This is a genomic window from Acinetobacter sp. CWB-G5, assembly GCF_019209785.1.
Lineage (GTDB): Bacteria > Pseudomonadota > Gammaproteobacteria > Pseudomonadales > Moraxellaceae > Acinetobacter > Acinetobacter johnsonii.
Map to the genome: position 1 here is coordinate 1 of NZ_JAHUTF010000003.1, position 15,381 is coordinate 15,381.

Consider the following 15,381-nt stretch of genomic DNA (forward strand, 5'->3'; position numbering starts at 1 on the left):
TTGTTTCTCAACAAGTTTTAATCAACATCACCGCCGATGGATGTGCATTCTACAGCATTTCCAAACCAACACAACCCCCTTTACTCAATTATTTATAAAAAAACTCCCACTTGTTTATTTATTCAGCAAAATGATGCTTTTTTCTTATTTTTTGAGTGAAAAGGGAACAATTTCTCCAATTTCATTTCGATTTTTTTCTTGCGATTTTTTTTCTTGCCACTTTAATGCACGACAATCCACATATTCACAATAACCACTTTCGCCCTGTTCCTCATAATTATCCAGTTTGAGTTGATATTTAAAGCTACCTACATAACCCGCAGCTAAACCAAATTTAAAATCACCACGACTTTGAGCATAAATATGAATGTTATGTCCATGCTCATCTTGATAATGCCATTCAAACTCTCGCGGCAAATACATTTTTTGCCCATTGGGGGTTTTCACAGCAGGATAAACACGATGAACTTGAAAGCACACCATCCGATCAAACATAAGGGTTTGTTGTTTTTGCAAATCACGTATGTAGATACGTGACTGCACAATTCGATTAAACGAATCTCGAATTTGTTCTAATAATAGCTGACGCTGATCCAGCAGATTAATGACTTGATAGGTGAAAAAGGCTAAGGGTAAATAACTAAAGTCGATACTGCGCGCGTATTCAAAAGCTCCCAACTGATCAATAGCATAGCGCTGTTCTTTATATTTAACTTCTCCCTGACATCGACACAATACAGACCAATGCTCGGCAAGACCAAAACGCAATTTGGTGAAATGTGAGATCAGCGGTGTTGTTGTTATTTCAATCTCAAAACTCAATTCTGTGTCTTTTCTTTGAATTTGAAATTTTGGGAACGCTCCCATGAGCTGTTCTTTATTGGCAAATTTAAATGTTTTTTCTTGAAATGAACATTCCGCAGAAATTGAATAGCGGTTCAGTTGCCCTGCCATATGTGGACTACTGCTGGCCAATACGGTCGCGGTATCTAAGGGTGTAGTTCTGATTGCACTGTTATTCCGAAACATGGGCGTATTGGGCTGACCAATCATGCTCAAAAAATTTAAATAATGTAATGGTGCTGGAAGATTGGGAATGGTTAAAGCTTGATGAATAATTTTATATTTTTTATTGGGTGGGTGATAAGCAGGAAGTGACCGTGAAGGAGTCTGATTAAGTTGTTTAGACTGATCGAGAAAATCTTGAAACAACCACATATCATACTCCTTCTACATATCATTAACTCATGATGGGCTGTGCTGACGTCGTGCTAAAAACGTAGTAACAAATCCAGATAATGCATAAATCAAGGAAATGACTAAAATACCGACAGGAATATTGTAAGTCATTGCAGCAAAAATAAAGACCGCGATAGGAAGGACAAAAAATGGAACGCGCTTACGATCTACCGTTTTAAATGAATAATATTTAATATTCGAAATCATGAGAAGCCCCACAGACACAATCACTGCTGCACTAATGGCTTGAATACCCCGCTCACGAATATCAAAAATTTCTGGGAAGTCGAGTCCAACCCAAACCAATGAAATAATAATAATGGCAGCAAGAGGACTAGCTACACCAATAAAGTAACGCTTATCGACCACACCGATTTGCACATTAAAACGTGCTAAACGGAACGCAGCACAGGCGGTGTAGACAAAACAACACGCCAAACCAATACGACCGAGCGAATCCAAACTCCAGCTATACATCAAAATAGCGGGTGCAACGCCGAACGCCAATAGATCAGATAAAGAATCATACTGCTCACCAAAAGCACTCTGCGCACCAATGGCTCGTGCAACGCGGCCGTCCAAGCCATCCAACAACGCTGCCAAGAAAATGGCATAAATCGCTTGCTGGAAATTACCATTCATACTGGCAATGATGGAATAAAAACCTGACAACAACGCTGCCGTTGTAATCAGGTTCGGCCACAAATAAATACCTCGACGTTTTACTTTTTGACCTTCCTGTGTGTGCTCTTCCTCTTCTACCTCGAAAGTAATCCCATCAAAAGTAGGCGTACTGCGGGGTGAAGATTCGCTTTCAGGTTTATTTATATTTGTCATTCTCTGTCGATCCTAATGTAGCCTTTTCTCTTACTAGTCTATCTTTATTCGCCAACTAACCAACGAACAGCAGCATGACCACCATTTTCACTCATACGCAAATGTGGGAATAACCATTGTAGCGCCTCATCTGCGTCTTCAGAAAACTTCCAAGGTGGGTTAATCACCAACAGACCACAACCGTTTAAGCCCACTGGAGTGTCATCTGGCCAAACACATACTTCACAGATCAACTGACGGCGAATACCGGTTTTGATCATTTTCTTTTCAAAACGGTCAATCATGGCGCGATCTTTGATTGGATACCAAATTGCAAACACACCCGTTGGCCATTTTTTATATGCAGTCGCTATGAGATCAACCAGTTGAGGGAAATCTTTACGCTCCACTTCGTAAGGTGGATCAATCATCACTAATCCGCGTTTTTCTTTGGGTGGAATAACGCCAAATAGCCCTTCATACGCATCGCGCTCATGTAAGCCCGCGCGTTTATCACGAACGTTGTAATACAACTGTTGAAATACATCACGTTGCATTTCAAAAATGGTGGCTTTATCGATTTCGCGCATGCCTTCCAATGCAAACCACGGCGAACCTGGATAAGCGCCTTTACCTGAACCTTCACGCATTTTTTCAACAATTTTTAAATACTGCTGAACACCTTCAGGTGCATTACGCTTAATCGAGTCATCAAGTTTTACTAAACGGTGAATACCATTTAAGAACTCACCCGACTTTTGCGCTTCTGAAGTCGATAAATCATATTTACCAGCACCGCCATGCGTATCAATATAACGATACGGTTTATCTTTTTGATTGAGGCGAGTCAAAATCTGAAGCAAAAGGACATGCTTCATGACATCTGCAAAGTTACCTGCATGGAAGTGGTGACGGTAATTCATGTTTCTATCATTCCTAAAATCAATGAGTATTTTAGCATGAAAAATAGTTTCGTTCAGATTGCTTTCATACACTAGAATAACCGTGGCTTTTCTTTGTCTTTTTTAGGTTAATGTAATGGAAGCAGTTCTTCTCCCAAAGTCTTGGAATGTTGATCAAATCCTAGATGATTTAGATCAACATGGTTTTGCCATCATTGATGACGCATACCCTAATGACTATGTACATCAACTCATTGAAGAATGTACTTCGAACTTAAACCGCTTTCGTGAAGCCGCTATTCAAAACGGTGTTATCAGCAAAATCCGTAGTGATCACATTTTATGGCTCAATCCCGAGCTCGTTATTTCTCATCACCATGTTCAAGCCCTTTATAGTTTGGGACAGGAACTAAATCGTGCCTTTTATCTTGGTATTCGAGACGTCGAAGCACATTTTGCTTGCTATAACGCTGGCGAGTTTTATGCCCTACACCGTGATAATCCTCAAGGCAAAAATGGCCGCATGATTTCTACGGTTTATTATTTACACGAAGACTGGCAAGACGATTGGGGCGGTGAACTTCATCTGCAAGATAAAAATGACATTTGGCATGTGCTACAACCCCAACCGAATCGTATTGCGCTGTTTCAAAGTGACTTACTGCATGAGGTCTTAGAAGCTAAACATCAGCGTTTATCGATTACTGGATGGTTACGGAGTGACAGTACAATCCTATGATTCAAGCAAAAAGACTTTAAATTGTAAAAAGTATCCTCATATACTGAACATCAATTGATGAGGATGTAACCGATGCGTGCCAGCAGTCAACAAATTATTCAGCGTATTGGTGAAACAGATCAACTCTACCTACAAGGCAATAGCCCTGAATTAGCCCTTGAGCGCGCTGATTTGCGCTTACAGTTGGTCACACTGAGCCAACTGCGCCAAGAGCAAGTCCACTTTTTACAAGAAGCAGTAGTATTACTTGAGCAAGGTCGAATTGAGTTTGAGGAAATGCCTCTATCTTTGTACCTCAATTTGTCTTTGCACCTTGCTAAGGCTTATATGCTGTACTTTGAAATCACTAAAGAAGATCGCTTTGCACTGATTACACAGCAAATTCTAAAACCGCTGACCAGCTATGGTCAGGGCGATATTTACCTGTTTTTGGCCTATGCCTCGGTCAGTCGAAAAGAGTCAGCATTGGCACGACACTGGCTTGGCAAATATGCGAAAAGTACCGAGTTTGATTTCGTTTTACTGCGTGAACATGCCGCTTTTGTTGACCTTCATCAAGAAGATTGGTTTATCAAGCTGATGCAAAGTAAATTGCACTAAAATCTACAAATAAAAAAACGCCTGAAATCAGGCGTTTTTTTATGGATCAATTCCACTATGTAAATCACGATGGCATAGGATCAATTTAGGCAGTTTGAAGTTTATAAGCATCTAGATGCAGCTGTTGATTGAGCTCATCAACCATAATCGCCCAATCATCATCTTGAACCAAATGACTGATTAATAGCGCACGTTGTGCGGAATTCCAAAACGGTGCGTCGTGTAAAGATTGATGAGCAGGAAGTTGATGCGTACGAATATATAACTCGATGGCAGCCGCACTATTGGCGAGTCCCAGTTGCGAAAATAAAAGCTCTAAGGATGGTTTATGTTGACTGAGCATCTCGGCCTCCTTATCAATACTATTGTCAATTATTATTGAATTAACTTATATGTATTTTCTAAAAAAACCTAGCCATAAAACTAGGTTTGTTGTTTCAATTTGTGATTATAAATGACACGAACCTGAAAGCGTATGTTCTGTATGCAATTGTTCATTTAACAGGTCGACCACCATTGCCCATTCATCATCTTTTTTCCAATTACTGATAATGAAGTCATGCTGTGCTTTTGACTAAAAGGGTGCTTTATGCAATGGAACATCTGAAGTAAGTTGGTGTGTTTCAATAAACTGATCGATTGCTTCCGCACTCGCATCAAGCCCCAATTGTTCAAATAAAAGTTCTAAAGTCGGTTGTTGGTCAAACATCATTGTTCTCCTCAAGCCCTGATCATGCCCTTTTAGAATAAACCTTTGGGCACCTATGCTCAGTTGTATCTACATCACAGCATGTTATTTTTTGTTCAATAAACACCCCATATAAAAAAGCACCCCAAACGGAGTGCTTTTTCAAAACAGATCTTGAACAGATCAGTTTTTAATTATTTAAGCATGTCAGCAATTGCTGCGCGCTCTTCTTCAAGTTCTTGAAGAGTTTTGTCCATACGCTCACGGCTGAACGCATCGATTTCTAGGCCTTCAACACGTGTGTATTCGCCATTTTCGCAAGTTACAGGAACACCGTACATTACGCCTTCAGGAATACCATAAGAACCGTCAGAAGGAATACCCATCGTTACCCATTCGCCATTTGTGCCAAGAGCCCAATCGCGCATATGGTCGATAGCAGCGTTCGCAGCTGAAGCAGCTGAAGACAAACCACGCGCTTCGATAATCGCAGCACCACGTTTACCAACAGTTGGAAGGAATACATTCGCGTTCCAGTCAGCATCGTTGATTTTGTCTTTTAAGCTTTCGCCGTTTACAGTTGCAAAACGGTAGTCAGCATACATCGTTGGAGAGTGGTTACCCCAAACAGTCATGTTTTTGATGTCAGCTACAGCAACACCTGCTTTTTGAGCAATTTGAGTCAACGCACGGTTGTGGTCAAGACGTAACATTGCTGTGAAGTTTTTCGCTGGAAGATCTGGAGCAGATTTCATTGCGATGTAAGCATTTGTATTTGCAGGGTTACCTACAACAAGTACTTTAACGTCACGGCTAGCAACTTCGTTTAGTGCTTGACCTTGACCGATGAAGATTTCACCGTTCACTTTCAATAAGTCAGCACGTTCCATACCAGGACCACGTGGACGTGAACCAACCAATAACGCGTAGTCAGCATCTTTAAATGCAACTTTTGGATCATCAGTACCGATCATGCCAGCCAATAATGGGAAAGCACAGTCGTCTAATTCCATCATTACGCCTTTAAGCGCAGCTTGAGCTTTCTCAAAAGGAACTTCTAACAATTGCAGAATAACTGGTTGGTCTTTACCTAACATTTCGCCACTAGCGATACGGAATAATAGGCTATAACCGATTTGACCAGCAGCGCCAGTAACGGCAACGCGAACAGGTTGCTTCATGTACTTATCTCCATTTGAGGAACGTTATATGATTAAATAGCTGTTCTATCTAATCTTAATAATCATAAACGGCAAAGATTGTACTCCAATACTTTGGCAGATGCATGTAAAAGAGAATGAATTCCAACAAAAGTATGATAGGAAATATAAATTAATTTAGAGAAAGAGATTAGTAAGAACCCTTGATCGCAAAAGAATTTGGGCAGTTTTCTTGTATATTCTCTGCACAGCCTTTGTACTGACCATTGGGTTTATAACAGACCTTGACTTCGGTCAAAATATTGGTTTGGCGGTGAGTACGGCAGCTAAAACGTAACCCGCTTGCAGGCAGCCCGGGGTTCAAACGCTGAAACTGCCCTCGTAAGGTATTAAGTTGCGCGGTTTTATTTTCAGATGAAGTCAAATCTGCGGGAATTTTTAAACGTTCCGCATAATTAATCACGTTACGAAAATATTGACTGGCACTCATCGGCACACACCCCCCAATCTCTGCCCACAACTGGCGACGCGCATGTTCATCGGGCATGACTCTCGCCACCACTTTGGCCTGAAGTGGTGACAGCACTGCTGAGGAGTTGGTTTGGCACTCTCGTGTCGTAGTTTCAGGATACAAACCTGTGATATTGAGCGAATAGCCTTCCAAACATTTCCTTTTCTTTGAGCCTTGGTTATCGAACAAACACACGGCGGGTGTCATTTGAACTTCCATCACATAACCAAACACGGTCGGTGTTGCATGGGCTGATGTCGCAAAAAATCCCAGAGCAATGCCACTGCTGATCAACAGCAGAAGCTTTTGCGTTAAGACTGATTGGAATGACATCAAAACCATAAAATGCCTAGGCCTTTATTATTGACTTCTAAAAGGAATATTTTGCATGCGCTGGGTGATTGACTGTGGGCCCTGTCCAAGCAGAACACCATAATGTGTCGCATTACTCATGACATGCTTGACGTAATCACGAGTTTCAGTCAGAGGAATACTTTCTGTGTATTGGTCCGCCGCAATCGGCTGATTATCAGGCTGCCAACGGCGCGCACGATTTGGCCCTGCGTTATAACCTGCTGTGGCAAGTACAGGACTGTTGCTTAATTGGCTTTGAATCATGGACAAGTAGAATGTGCCATAACGAACATTGGTATTCATATCACTCAGTGCAGCAGGATTATAGGTTTCACCCATTTGTCTAGCGACCAGTTTTGCCGTATCCGGCATGATTTGCATCAAACCACCTGCTCCAACATGTGAGCGAGCATGGGTAACAAATCGGCTTTCTTGGCGCATTAACCCATACGCCCATGCAGGATCTATGCCTGCATTGCGACTATGGCTGACCACATAGCTTTGATGCGGCATGGCATAACGATAACTGTAGTTATGTTGCTTGACGGTTCGATCGGCTGCATAGATCGCGCGGTCATACCATCCCATTTCTGTGGCACGTTTGGCCGCAGCCAAAATTAAGCCATCATCTTGTTTTAAATAAGCTTGTCGAACAGCCCAATTCCATTCACGGTTGACATAATTGTCTGGCGCATTGACGTTGCGCAGTGCAAAAGCGCGGCTAAAGTGAATATCTTGACTCAAACGCTGCGCATCCGCATTGCTCGGTTGGGTATTGGCTGGAATCGTTTGATAACGTTGACCAATACGATCTTTTGCCAATAAGTTATGATAATCGTCACCTACTGACAATTTTTTGAAGATCTCGCGCGCCAGTGTTTTTGACTTTGCATCACCACGCTGTTCTGAAGCACGGGCTAACCAATATTGCCAGCGGTCTTCTTGTTTTTGCGTCACACTCATGCCATCAATGGCACGAATGACACTCTCCCATGCGCCGAAACGAATGGCTTGGCGTGCATAGATTTCAGCTTCTTCTTCACTCAGTGCTAAACCATAGCTCCGATCGAAGGCTTGCAACACTTCCACATTAAAATTGTTTTTCATAACGGTTGTGCCACCGATATACCCCACAGCGCGATACAACGCTTTTTGCACCGACTCAGGTGTTCCTTCTGCAGCACGCTTGACCGACGCCAGTGCAGTATTTAGATCACTGTCGGCTAAACGGCCAATGGCATAAATTAAATACGCTTGATCTGCCGCCGACGCTTTCGGTGCTGACCAGAGATAGTTCAGTGGATCGGCTTGAATGCTATTCAGTTGTGCCAAAGACAGATTCATGCCAATGGTTTGTGCGGTTGCAATCGCTTGACCTGACTGCCCTGCACGTAGCTGCGCCCATAAACGTTGTTGTTTGTCTTGTTCCGTCATCAGTGGACTAGACAACATCATGCGCCCTAGCCCCGTACAAGACTCAGGCTGTGAATTGGTCGTGAGCCAAACATCTTTATATTCAGCAAAAACCAAAGGGTCGCCAGACTTGGCACGGACTTGTGCTATAGCACAGCTTTCTGCGCGATCTGCATTGGACACATAGGCCAATACTGGCTGCGCAGAAGTAAAGTCAGCCATTTTAACTTTTTCTTCGATGTAATCTGCTGCTAACTTCTCAGCCATGGCAGATTGCGGATAGCGCTGTGTAAAATTGACAATGTTCGCCGCAGGTTGCAATGCCAAATTACTGTTAAGTACCCAATATTCAGGATAATAGCCCAGCACATCACCCTGCATACTGCTTTGATATTGCTGTAATAAACCAACATTGCCAGCATTTGCTGCACGCAAGGCATCATTAAATTGTTCATCTGCGGCATGTGTCACTGCCGATAGACCCAAGGCAGCCACACCCAACGCAAACACTTGATAATATTTATTCTGTAATCGTTTTAACATGGGTTTGCCTTCAGTCATCTTTGGATTGCCTAGTCTCGTCTCATCATTTTCATTAGTTTAATAACTCATAACAGACTCTATTGTTCTCTTATGTAACCTTATGATTAGACAATATTAATTTTCCTGCATTTTCGCTTCACAAATCAATCTTTTTAGCTTCAGATTTAAAGCTATAAGTTTATTCAGATTTCCTGCTAAAATATGCGCCTTTCGTAGATTTCACATGGTGTTTGATCACCCTTTTTGTCGCCAGCCAAGCTCTGCTTTCGCCGCCACAGATACCGATCAGACACAAAAACCTAGATTTACCCCCCTTAGGAGCCTACATGACGGTTCAAACCTTCATTCCAAATGGTGCCCAAGCTGCCTCAGAAAACACTGTTACCCAGCCACAGCACACCCCAGCCATCGATGGATCAGTTAAAAAACTGTATATCGAAACGCAAGGGTGTCAGATGAATGAGTATGACAGTCACCGTATGGCAGACTTACTTGGCGACTCGCACGGTTATGTGCTGACCCAAGATCCGAAAGAAGCTGATATTCTACTCATGAATACCTGCTCGATTCGTGAAAAAGCCCAAGAAAAAGTGTTTTCTGAATTGGGTCGCTGGCGCAAGCTGAAAGACAAAAATCCAGACCTGATCATTGGTGTCGGTGGTTGTGTGGCCTCTCAAGAAGGTGACAACATTCAAAAACGTGCCAACTATGTCGACATGATTTTCGGCCCACAGACCTTGCACCGTTTGCCACAAATGCTGGATCAGCACTTTGATCAAATCGAAAAACCCAAGAAAGAAAAAATCAAATTGGTAGATATTTCTTTCCCTGATATTGAAAAATTCGACTTTTTACCTGAACCACGTGTAGAAGGTTACAAGGCTTTTGTTTCAATTATGGAAGGTTGTTCAAAATATTGTTCATTCTGTGTGGTGCCCTACACCCGTGGTGAAGAAGTTTCTCGCCCGCTGGATGATGTTTTAGCAGAAATTGCCACCTTAGCCGAAAAAGGTGTCCGTGAGATTTCTTTGTTGGGTCAAAACGTCAATGGTTACCGCGGTGAAACATTCGAAGGCAATATCTGTACTTTTGCAGACTTATTGCGTCTGGTTGCAGAAATTCCAGGGATTGGGCGTTTACGCTACACCACCTCACATCCACTTGAGTTTAATGATGACTTGATTGAATGTTACCGTGACCTACCGCAAATGGTGTCGCATCTGCATTTACCCGTGCAAAGCGGCTCAAACGATGTATTGCAAGCCATGAAGCGTAACCACACCATTGATGTGTATATCGACAAAATTGCCAAATTACGCAAAGTCCGTCCAGATATGCATTTATCCAGTGACTTCATCATTGGCTTCCCGGGTGAAACCGATGCTCACTTTGAAGAAACCTATCAATTCATCAAAGATATGGACTTCGACCATTCCTACAGTTTTGTCTATTCAAAACGTCCGGGTACACCTGCGTCTGACCTTGAAGACACCACCTCTGAAGAGGTGAAAAAAGAACGCCTCAGTAAAGTTCAAAAATGGATCAAACGCTCGAGTATTGACAAGACCGATGCCATGCTCGGCACGATTCAACGCGTTTTGGTCGAAAAAGTTTCGGACAAAGATCCAAACTTACTGATTGGCACGGCGGATAACACTCGTTATGTGAGTTTTATTGGTGATGCAACATGGGTCGGACGTTTCGCTGAAATCGAAGTAACAGAGATTAAAACTTTGAATTTTGTTTATGGTGAACTCTTGAATCTTGAGCCTGACGTGGCGTAATGTAAGGGAATAGATTCTGACTACTTAAAGGAATTCTCTTGACTGCAGCGATTCGACGTACAGTAACTTTTCCTGGGGTTTCAATAGAACGTTTAAAGAGCATGCTCGGTGCTTATAACGGTCATTTGAAACAAATCGAACAGCGTTTAGATGTCACTATTTCCCATCGAGGTGATGCATTTTATGTCGATGGTGAAATGGATGCAGTTGAGAGAGCCGAAGGTCTGCTCCATCGCCTGCATGAAGAAGCAGAAAATACGGCACAAATCAGTGCCGATACCTTACACCTCATGATTCAAGGCAGTCAGACTGACCGTGAATTGCAAGAAGACCTCGATGGGCAAGAGCACACTGGTTTAGATGAAGTGTGGCTCCAAACCCGTAAAGGTCGTATCAATCCACGTGGTGCCAACCAAAAGCGTTATGTGCAGCGTATTCTACAAAGCGATATTTCTTTTGGTATTGGGCCCGCGGGTACAGGTAAAACCTATCTCGCAGTTGCAGCCGCAGTCGATATGCTAGAACGCAACGAAATTCAACGGATTTTATTGGTTCGTCCTGCCGTTGAAGCGGGTGAAAAACTTGGTTTCCTACCGGGTGATTTGAGCCAGAAAATTGATCCCTATTTACGCCCACTCTACGACGCCTTGTATGAAATGCTTGGCTTTGAAAAAGTGGCCAAACTGATTGAACGTCAGGTGATTGAAGTCGCACCACTGGCTTATATGCGTGGTCGAACTTTAAACCACTCTTTCGTGATTTTAGACGAAGCACAAAACACAACGCCTGAACAAATGAAAATGTTTCTCACACGTTTAGGCTTTGGTTCGCGTGCGGTGATTACAGGCGATATCACACAGGTCGACTTACCGCGTGGTCAGCAATCCGGTCTGGCGCATGCTTTACGCATCATCGAAAAAATCAAAGAAATTCACATTACCCGCTTCCACTCTCGTGATGTAGTACGTCACCAATTAGTGCAAAAAATTGTTGAAGCTTATGAGGGATGGGATGCAGAACAACATCGCTTAACGGCTGAAGCGCGTGCTGAACGCAAAGCGCGTCAAGAGGCCTTAGTGGCTGAAAATGATGCCGCTGCCGATGCTCAGCATTAAGTTAAAGTCTGCGGGCATTTTAAAATGCCCGCAGATATCATTATTTAAGGATTTATTTTGAAACTGAGTCTTTCTCTACAACAGGACTTTCAAGCACCTGAATTGGTCTTGAAACGTAGCTATATCAAAAAAGTTGTAGAAACTGTTTTACGTCATATTGGCACACAGAGTAACTGTGAAATTGGCATTGCTTGTGTCGACCATGACGAAAGTCATAAATTGAATTTGGAATATCGCGGCAAAGATAAATCAACCAATGTGTTGTCTTTCCCGAGTGACTTACCCGATGAAATGGCGCAAATTCTTGACTCATTTCCTATTGGCGATTTAGTCATTTGCATTCCTGTGGTGCTGTTGGAAGCGAAAGAACAAAACAAAGCGCCACTGACGCATTTCACTCATATGTTGGTACATGGCACTTTGCACCTCATGGGCTATGACCATGAAACGTCAGAAGCAGATGCTGAAGAAATGGAAGGCATCGAAATTGAAATTTTGGCTAAACTCGGTTTTGAAAACCCTTATTTAGAACAATAATTACTAGATCTGAAACAACTCACCCGATTCATCTCGATGTGTCGGGTTTATTTATGCTAAAAATAATACAAGATGAAAAAATAGATGAAGAGATTATAAAAATGCATACACCAATTTCAAAACTACTCTGCATTATCGCCCTATCTTGCACTACACCACTCTATGCCAAGAGCAATGATAAAAATCAAACATCCTGTCAAGAAGTGAAATTTCAAGACACAGCTCAGGCCTGGGCTGGGCATTATTATTTGCAGGGTGTTATGGAGGTCGGTTCCGAACTTTTACTAGAGACCAACGGTAAATTTAAATGGTACTTAGCTGTCGGCTCTTTAGACCAATATGCTGAAGGGACATGGTGGAAAAACGGCAACTGCATTGGTTTAAAGGCACTGCCGAAATATAGCAAGCATTTAGAAATTTTTCCTAGCCGCCTAGATGTGGAGGAGTCTCATTTAACTGTGACTTGGATCGGTGGACGTCAAGACGGTGCCTATGTCCGCGCAACCCAATAAACTAAGCGATCCCAAATAGCATAACAACTTAAAACCAATATACGGCCATTTAAGTCTGAAAATGAGAACATGCTTACTCAACTCAAGACAGCATGTGAATAAGCCGAGACTTATCTACATTTTAATAAAAAACGGCTGTTAATAAGCCGTTTTTGTATTTCTGAAGATTTTTAGAATTGATAGCGGAAAGTGAGCGTTGCATTACGTGGTTCGCCGTATACCATACTGTTTACGCCTATACCTTCATAGTACTTTTTATCAAACAGGTTATTGATATTTAATTGTGCTTTAATATTTTGATCAATATCATATGCAACCATCAAGTTAGCTAAAGCATATGCATCTTGCGTAATTTTTTGGCTTCCTTCACCAGTATAGAACGCACTCTTATAGTTTACTCCACCGCCAACACTCCACTTATCTAACGTGTATTTGGTAAATAGATTTGCCGTTGTACGTGATGCAAGCGTTTCAACTTTTTTACCGGCTGCATCCTCTGCACTAAAGTGAGTAATACCAAAACTCAGATTCCAGTTTTTAGTAAGTTCACCATCAAGTTCAAATTCAATACCTTTGCTTTCAACCCCATCAACACTACGATAGGCTTGTTCTTTGGTTGGATCGCCATTTGCATCAGGAATAAAGACATTATCAATTGCTTCCGCAACATTGTCTTGCTGTGTTTTAAACACTGCCAAACTGGCATTCAATTGACCATCTAAAAACTCGCCTTTTAGCCCTGTCTCTAAGCTATTCCCATTACGTGGATCTAGATACTCACCATTTACATTTCTTTTATCTTCTGGTTTGAAGATTTCGGTATAACTCACATACCAAGAATAATCATCTAGGAAGTCAAAAACCAAACCTGCATAAGGCGTAACTTCATTGTTAAATTTACGGTTATTTACACCATCTTCACTTTCATACTTCCAATTTGACACGCGTACCCCTGTAATCAACTTTAAAGGTTCAAGCAAAGTAAACTTACCTGCTAAATATGCCCCGGTTTGTGTCGTTTTATTAGGTACCTGATAAAGATTTGTATTAGAAATATTACCCGCTAATGGCATATTGATATCATCAAAATCAATGGTTGCCCCTGAAAGTGTTGGCGAACCCGAATACCAAGTGTCATTTTTACTTTGGTTATACATAAAACCAGCAACGACTTCTTGCTGTAAACCACCCAACGTAAACGGTGCCGAAATAAAAGTATCAATATTATTTTCTGTGGTTTTGGTGCGATCAGACCATGTCGATAATGAACCAACACCTTGATTTGTCGCCTTATCGACTGTTCCAGTATTAGGAACCGAGCCCCCATTAGCATAGCTTGGTCCAAAATACAAAAGCGCAGTTTCTTGCTTTAGTTCTCGATAAGAATAATTAATATTTAAATTAACATCCTTAAACAACTTTTGTTTCATTGTCGCAAAGGCTGAAATCGTATCAGTGTCCCAATAGGTCCAATCTGAAGAAACAATTTTTGATCGATCAAAATTAGTTCTTGTCCCATCTCTGTAGAAAGCTGGTAAGCCGCCCCATCTCACACCATCACGCTCAAGGTTTTGATAGCTTGCTCCCACAGATACATAAGTGCTATCTGTCAAATCCGCATCAATTACACCATAAAGAACATTATTTTCTTTTTCATATCCATCCATGAATGAATCTTTATTTTCATGTTTCACAACTAACCGACCTCGAACATCGCCATCACGAGTTAAAGGCGCAGAAATATCAGCAGTAGAGCTATAATTGTCCCATGAACCAAAAGATGTACTTAAGCGTCCTGTTAACTCTTTTGAATCGGCATGTTTTCGGATCATATTAATGGCAATTGCTGGGTTTCCTGCCCCTGTCATTAAACCATTGGCACCTTTCACCAATTCAACTCGGTCATACATAGTGAGATCCGGATCACTTGCATCCATACCAACTGTGCTAGGAACGCTATCAAATAAGTAATAGTCCACCTCAAAACCACGAGCAGTAGGGTATTGACGCTCATCCCAACGATTTGCAGCCAAACCTGTGACAGTATTTAGCATATCTTGGAAAGAATTAATATTTGCATCATCTAAATACTCGCGGGTTAAAACTTTAACCGACTGCGGTGTTTCACGAAGCGACAAATTTAATTTGGTCGAAGTACTGGCACTCTTAGCCGTATAACTCTTTGTTCCTTCTGTTACGGCTGGATTCTCTTCCTCAGCCTGAACAGTGATGGTTTCAAGCTGGGTGCTTTCATTGTCTATTGCTGCTGCAGATACCAACGTCGGGAGAAATACCGTTGCTGCCGCCATAGCCAACATCAGTGGGCTAACTTTGAAGCGATTTAACGTTGGAGAGTTGTACATAAAACTATGTCCTTATAACAGGGATCGAATATTTAAAGGCATGCACGCTCTCACCCCATCGCTTCGCTATAAAGAAAGATGTCTCAATGCTTAAAAATATTTAAC

At 41.9% G+C, this 15,381-nt stretch carries 14 protein-coding genes and 1 pseudogene; 6 read left to right on the forward strand and 9 right to left on the reverse strand.

Features of this window, described 5'->3' with window-relative positions:
• Nucleotides 1-144: 144 nt before the first annotated feature.
• From KVY11_RS06785 to KVY11_RS06795, 3 genes are read right to left on the reverse strand one after another with little or no spacing between them, the layout of a single operon-like run.
• Nucleotides 145-1,218, reverse strand: coding sequence for a DUF6670 family protein (locus KVY11_RS06785; protein ID WP_218288514.1), 1,074 nt, complete (start codon nt 1,216-1,218; stop codon nt 145-147).
• Nucleotides 1,219-1,245: 27 nt separating this feature from the next.
• Nucleotides 1,246-2,076, reverse strand: a complete 831-nt coding sequence (gene pssA / locus KVY11_RS06790; RefSeq protein ID WP_005401245.1) for a CDP-diacylglycerol--serine O-phosphatidyltransferase — start codon at nt 2,074-2,076, stop codon at nt 1,246-1,248.
• Nucleotides 2,077-2,120: 44 nt separating this feature from the next.
• On the reverse strand, nt 2,121-2,978 hold the full coding sequence (locus KVY11_RS06795) for a 23S rRNA (adenine(2030)-N(6))-methyltransferase RlmJ (protein ID WP_004691214.1): 858 nt from the start codon (nt 2,976-2,978) through the stop codon (nt 2,121-2,123).
• Between the two features lie 115 nt (nt 2,979-3,093).
• Here KVY11_RS06795 and KVY11_RS06800 point away from each other — a divergent pair, with 115 nt between their 5' ends.
• Nucleotides 3,094-3,696 carry a 2OG-Fe(II) oxygenase gene (locus KVY11_RS06800; RefSeq protein WP_218288515.1) on the forward strand — a complete coding sequence of 201 codons (603 nt, stop codon included), beginning with the start codon at nt 3,094-3,096 and terminating at the stop codon, nt 3,694-3,696.
• A 72-nt stretch (nt 3,697-3,768) separates the two neighbouring features.
• Nucleotides 3,769-4,296: a hypothetical protein gene (locus KVY11_RS06805; protein ID WP_004691217.1), complete on the forward strand. Its 528-nt coding sequence runs from the start codon at nt 3,769-3,771 to the stop codon at nt 4,294-4,296.
• An 85-nt stretch (nt 4,297-4,381) separates the two neighbouring features.
• Here the strand turns inward: KVY11_RS06805 and KVY11_RS06810 are convergent, their stop codons facing one another.
• The 5 genes and pseudogenes from KVY11_RS06810 to KVY11_RS06830 all read right to left on the reverse strand — a co-directional run bounded on the left by KVY11_RS06810 (nt 4,382) and on the right by KVY11_RS06830 (nt 8,983).
• A complete protein-coding gene (locus KVY11_RS06810; RefSeq protein ID WP_004691219.1) occupies nt 4,382-4,639 on the reverse strand; it encodes a DUF2789 family protein in 258 nt (85 codons plus the stop codon).
• A 105-nt stretch (nt 4,640-4,744) separates the two neighbouring features.
• Nucleotides 4,745-5,005: pseudogene (locus KVY11_RS06815) on the reverse strand (DUF2789 family protein).
• Nucleotides 5,006-5,178: 173 nt separating this feature from the next.
• Nucleotides 5,179-6,165 (reverse strand): malate dehydrogenase, encoded by a 987-nt coding sequence (locus KVY11_RS06820; RefSeq protein ID WP_004691225.1) that lies wholly within the window; start codon nt 6,163-6,165, stop codon nt 5,179-5,181.
• A gap of 169 nt (nt 6,166-6,334) precedes the next feature.
• Complete coding sequence (locus KVY11_RS06825) at nt 6,335-6,997, reverse strand: ribonuclease I (RefSeq protein WP_218288516.1); 663 nt, start codon at nt 6,995-6,997, stop codon at nt 6,335-6,337.
• An 18-nt stretch (nt 6,998-7,015) separates the two neighbouring features.
• The gene (locus KVY11_RS06830; RefSeq protein WP_256350709.1) at nt 7,016-8,983 is read right to left on the reverse strand and encodes a lytic transglycosylase domain-containing protein; all 1,968 of its coding nucleotides are present in this window, start codon (nt 8,981-8,983) and stop codon (nt 7,016-7,018) included.
• Nucleotides 8,984-9,291: 308 nt separating this feature from the next.
• Here KVY11_RS06830 and miaB point away from each other — a divergent pair, with 308 nt between their 5' ends.
• The 4 genes from miaB to KVY11_RS06850 all read left to right on the forward strand — a co-directional run bounded on the left by miaB (nt 9,292) and on the right by KVY11_RS06850 (nt 12,913).
• Nucleotides 9,292-10,749 carry a tRNA (N6-isopentenyl adenosine(37)-C2)-methylthiotransferase MiaB gene (gene miaB, locus KVY11_RS06835; protein ID WP_218288517.1) on the forward strand — a complete coding sequence of 486 codons (1,458 nt, stop codon included), beginning with the start codon at nt 9,292-9,294 and terminating at the stop codon, nt 10,747-10,749.
• 38 nt (nt 10,750-10,787) lie between these two features.
• The gene (locus KVY11_RS06840; protein WP_184118867.1) at nt 10,788-11,864 is read left to right on the forward strand and encodes a PhoH family protein; all 1,077 of its coding nucleotides are present in this window, start codon (nt 10,788-10,790) and stop codon (nt 11,862-11,864) included.
• Between the two features lie 57 nt (nt 11,865-11,921).
• Nucleotides 11,922-12,401, forward strand: coding sequence for an rRNA maturation RNase YbeY (ybeY, locus tag KVY11_RS06845; RefSeq protein ID WP_218288518.1), 480 nt, complete (start codon nt 11,922-11,924; stop codon nt 12,399-12,401).
• 101 nt (nt 12,402-12,502) lie between these two features.
• Nucleotides 12,503-12,913 carry a hypothetical protein gene (locus tag KVY11_RS06850; RefSeq protein ID WP_218288519.1) on the forward strand — a complete coding sequence of 137 codons (411 nt, stop codon included), beginning with the start codon at nt 12,503-12,505 and terminating at the stop codon, nt 12,911-12,913.
• Between the two features lie 170 nt (nt 12,914-13,083).
• Here the strand turns inward: KVY11_RS06850 and KVY11_RS06855 are convergent, their stop codons facing one another.
• Nucleotides 13,084-15,276 carry a TonB-dependent siderophore receptor gene (locus KVY11_RS06855; RefSeq protein ID WP_218288520.1) on the reverse strand — a complete coding sequence of 731 codons (2,193 nt, stop codon included), beginning with the start codon at nt 15,274-15,276 and terminating at the stop codon, nt 13,084-13,086.
• Between the last annotated feature and the right edge of the window lie 105 nt (nt 15,277-15,381).

Coding starts and splice junctions, on each gene's coding strand:
- pssA (WP_005401245.1), bottom strand. CDS start 2,076: ATGACAAATATAAATAAACCTGAAAGCGAATCTTCACCCCGCAGTACG.
- KVY11_RS06825 (WP_218288516.1), bottom strand. CDS start 6,997: ATGGTTTTGATGTCATTCCAATCAGTCTTAACGCAAAAGCTTCTGCTG.
- KVY11_RS06800 (WP_218288515.1), top strand. CDS start 3,094: ATGGAAGCAGTTCTTCTCCCAAAGTCTTGGAATGTTGATCAAATCCTA.
- KVY11_RS06820 (WP_004691225.1), bottom strand. CDS start 6,165: ATGAAGCAACCTGTTCGCGTTGCCGTTACTGGCGCTGCTGGTCAAATC.
- KVY11_RS06850 (WP_218288519.1), top strand. CDS start 12,503: ATGCATACACCAATTTCAAAACTACTCTGCATTATCGCCCTATCTTGC.
- KVY11_RS06810 (WP_004691219.1), bottom strand. CDS start 4,639: ATGCTCAGTCAACATAAACCATCCTTAGAGCTTTTATTTTCGCAACTG.
- miaB (WP_218288517.1), top strand. CDS start 9,292: ATGACGGTTCAAACCTTCATTCCAAATGGTGCCCAAGCTGCCTCAGAA.
- KVY11_RS06795 (WP_004691214.1), bottom strand. CDS start 2,978: ATGAATTACCGTCACCACTTCCATGCAGGTAACTTTGCAGATGTCATG.
- KVY11_RS06785 (WP_218288514.1), bottom strand. CDS start 1,218: ATGTGGTTGTTTCAAGATTTTCTCGATCAGTCTAAACAACTTAATCAG.
- KVY11_RS06805 (WP_004691217.1), top strand. CDS start 3,769: ATGCGTGCCAGCAGTCAACAAATTATTCAGCGTATTGGTGAAACAGAT.
- KVY11_RS06830 (WP_256350709.1), bottom strand. CDS start 8,983: ATGACTGAAGGCAAACCCATGTTAAAACGATTACAGAATAAATATTAT.
- KVY11_RS06855 (WP_218288520.1), bottom strand. CDS start 15,276: ATGTACAACTCTCCAACGTTAAATCGCTTCAAAGTTAGCCCACTGATG.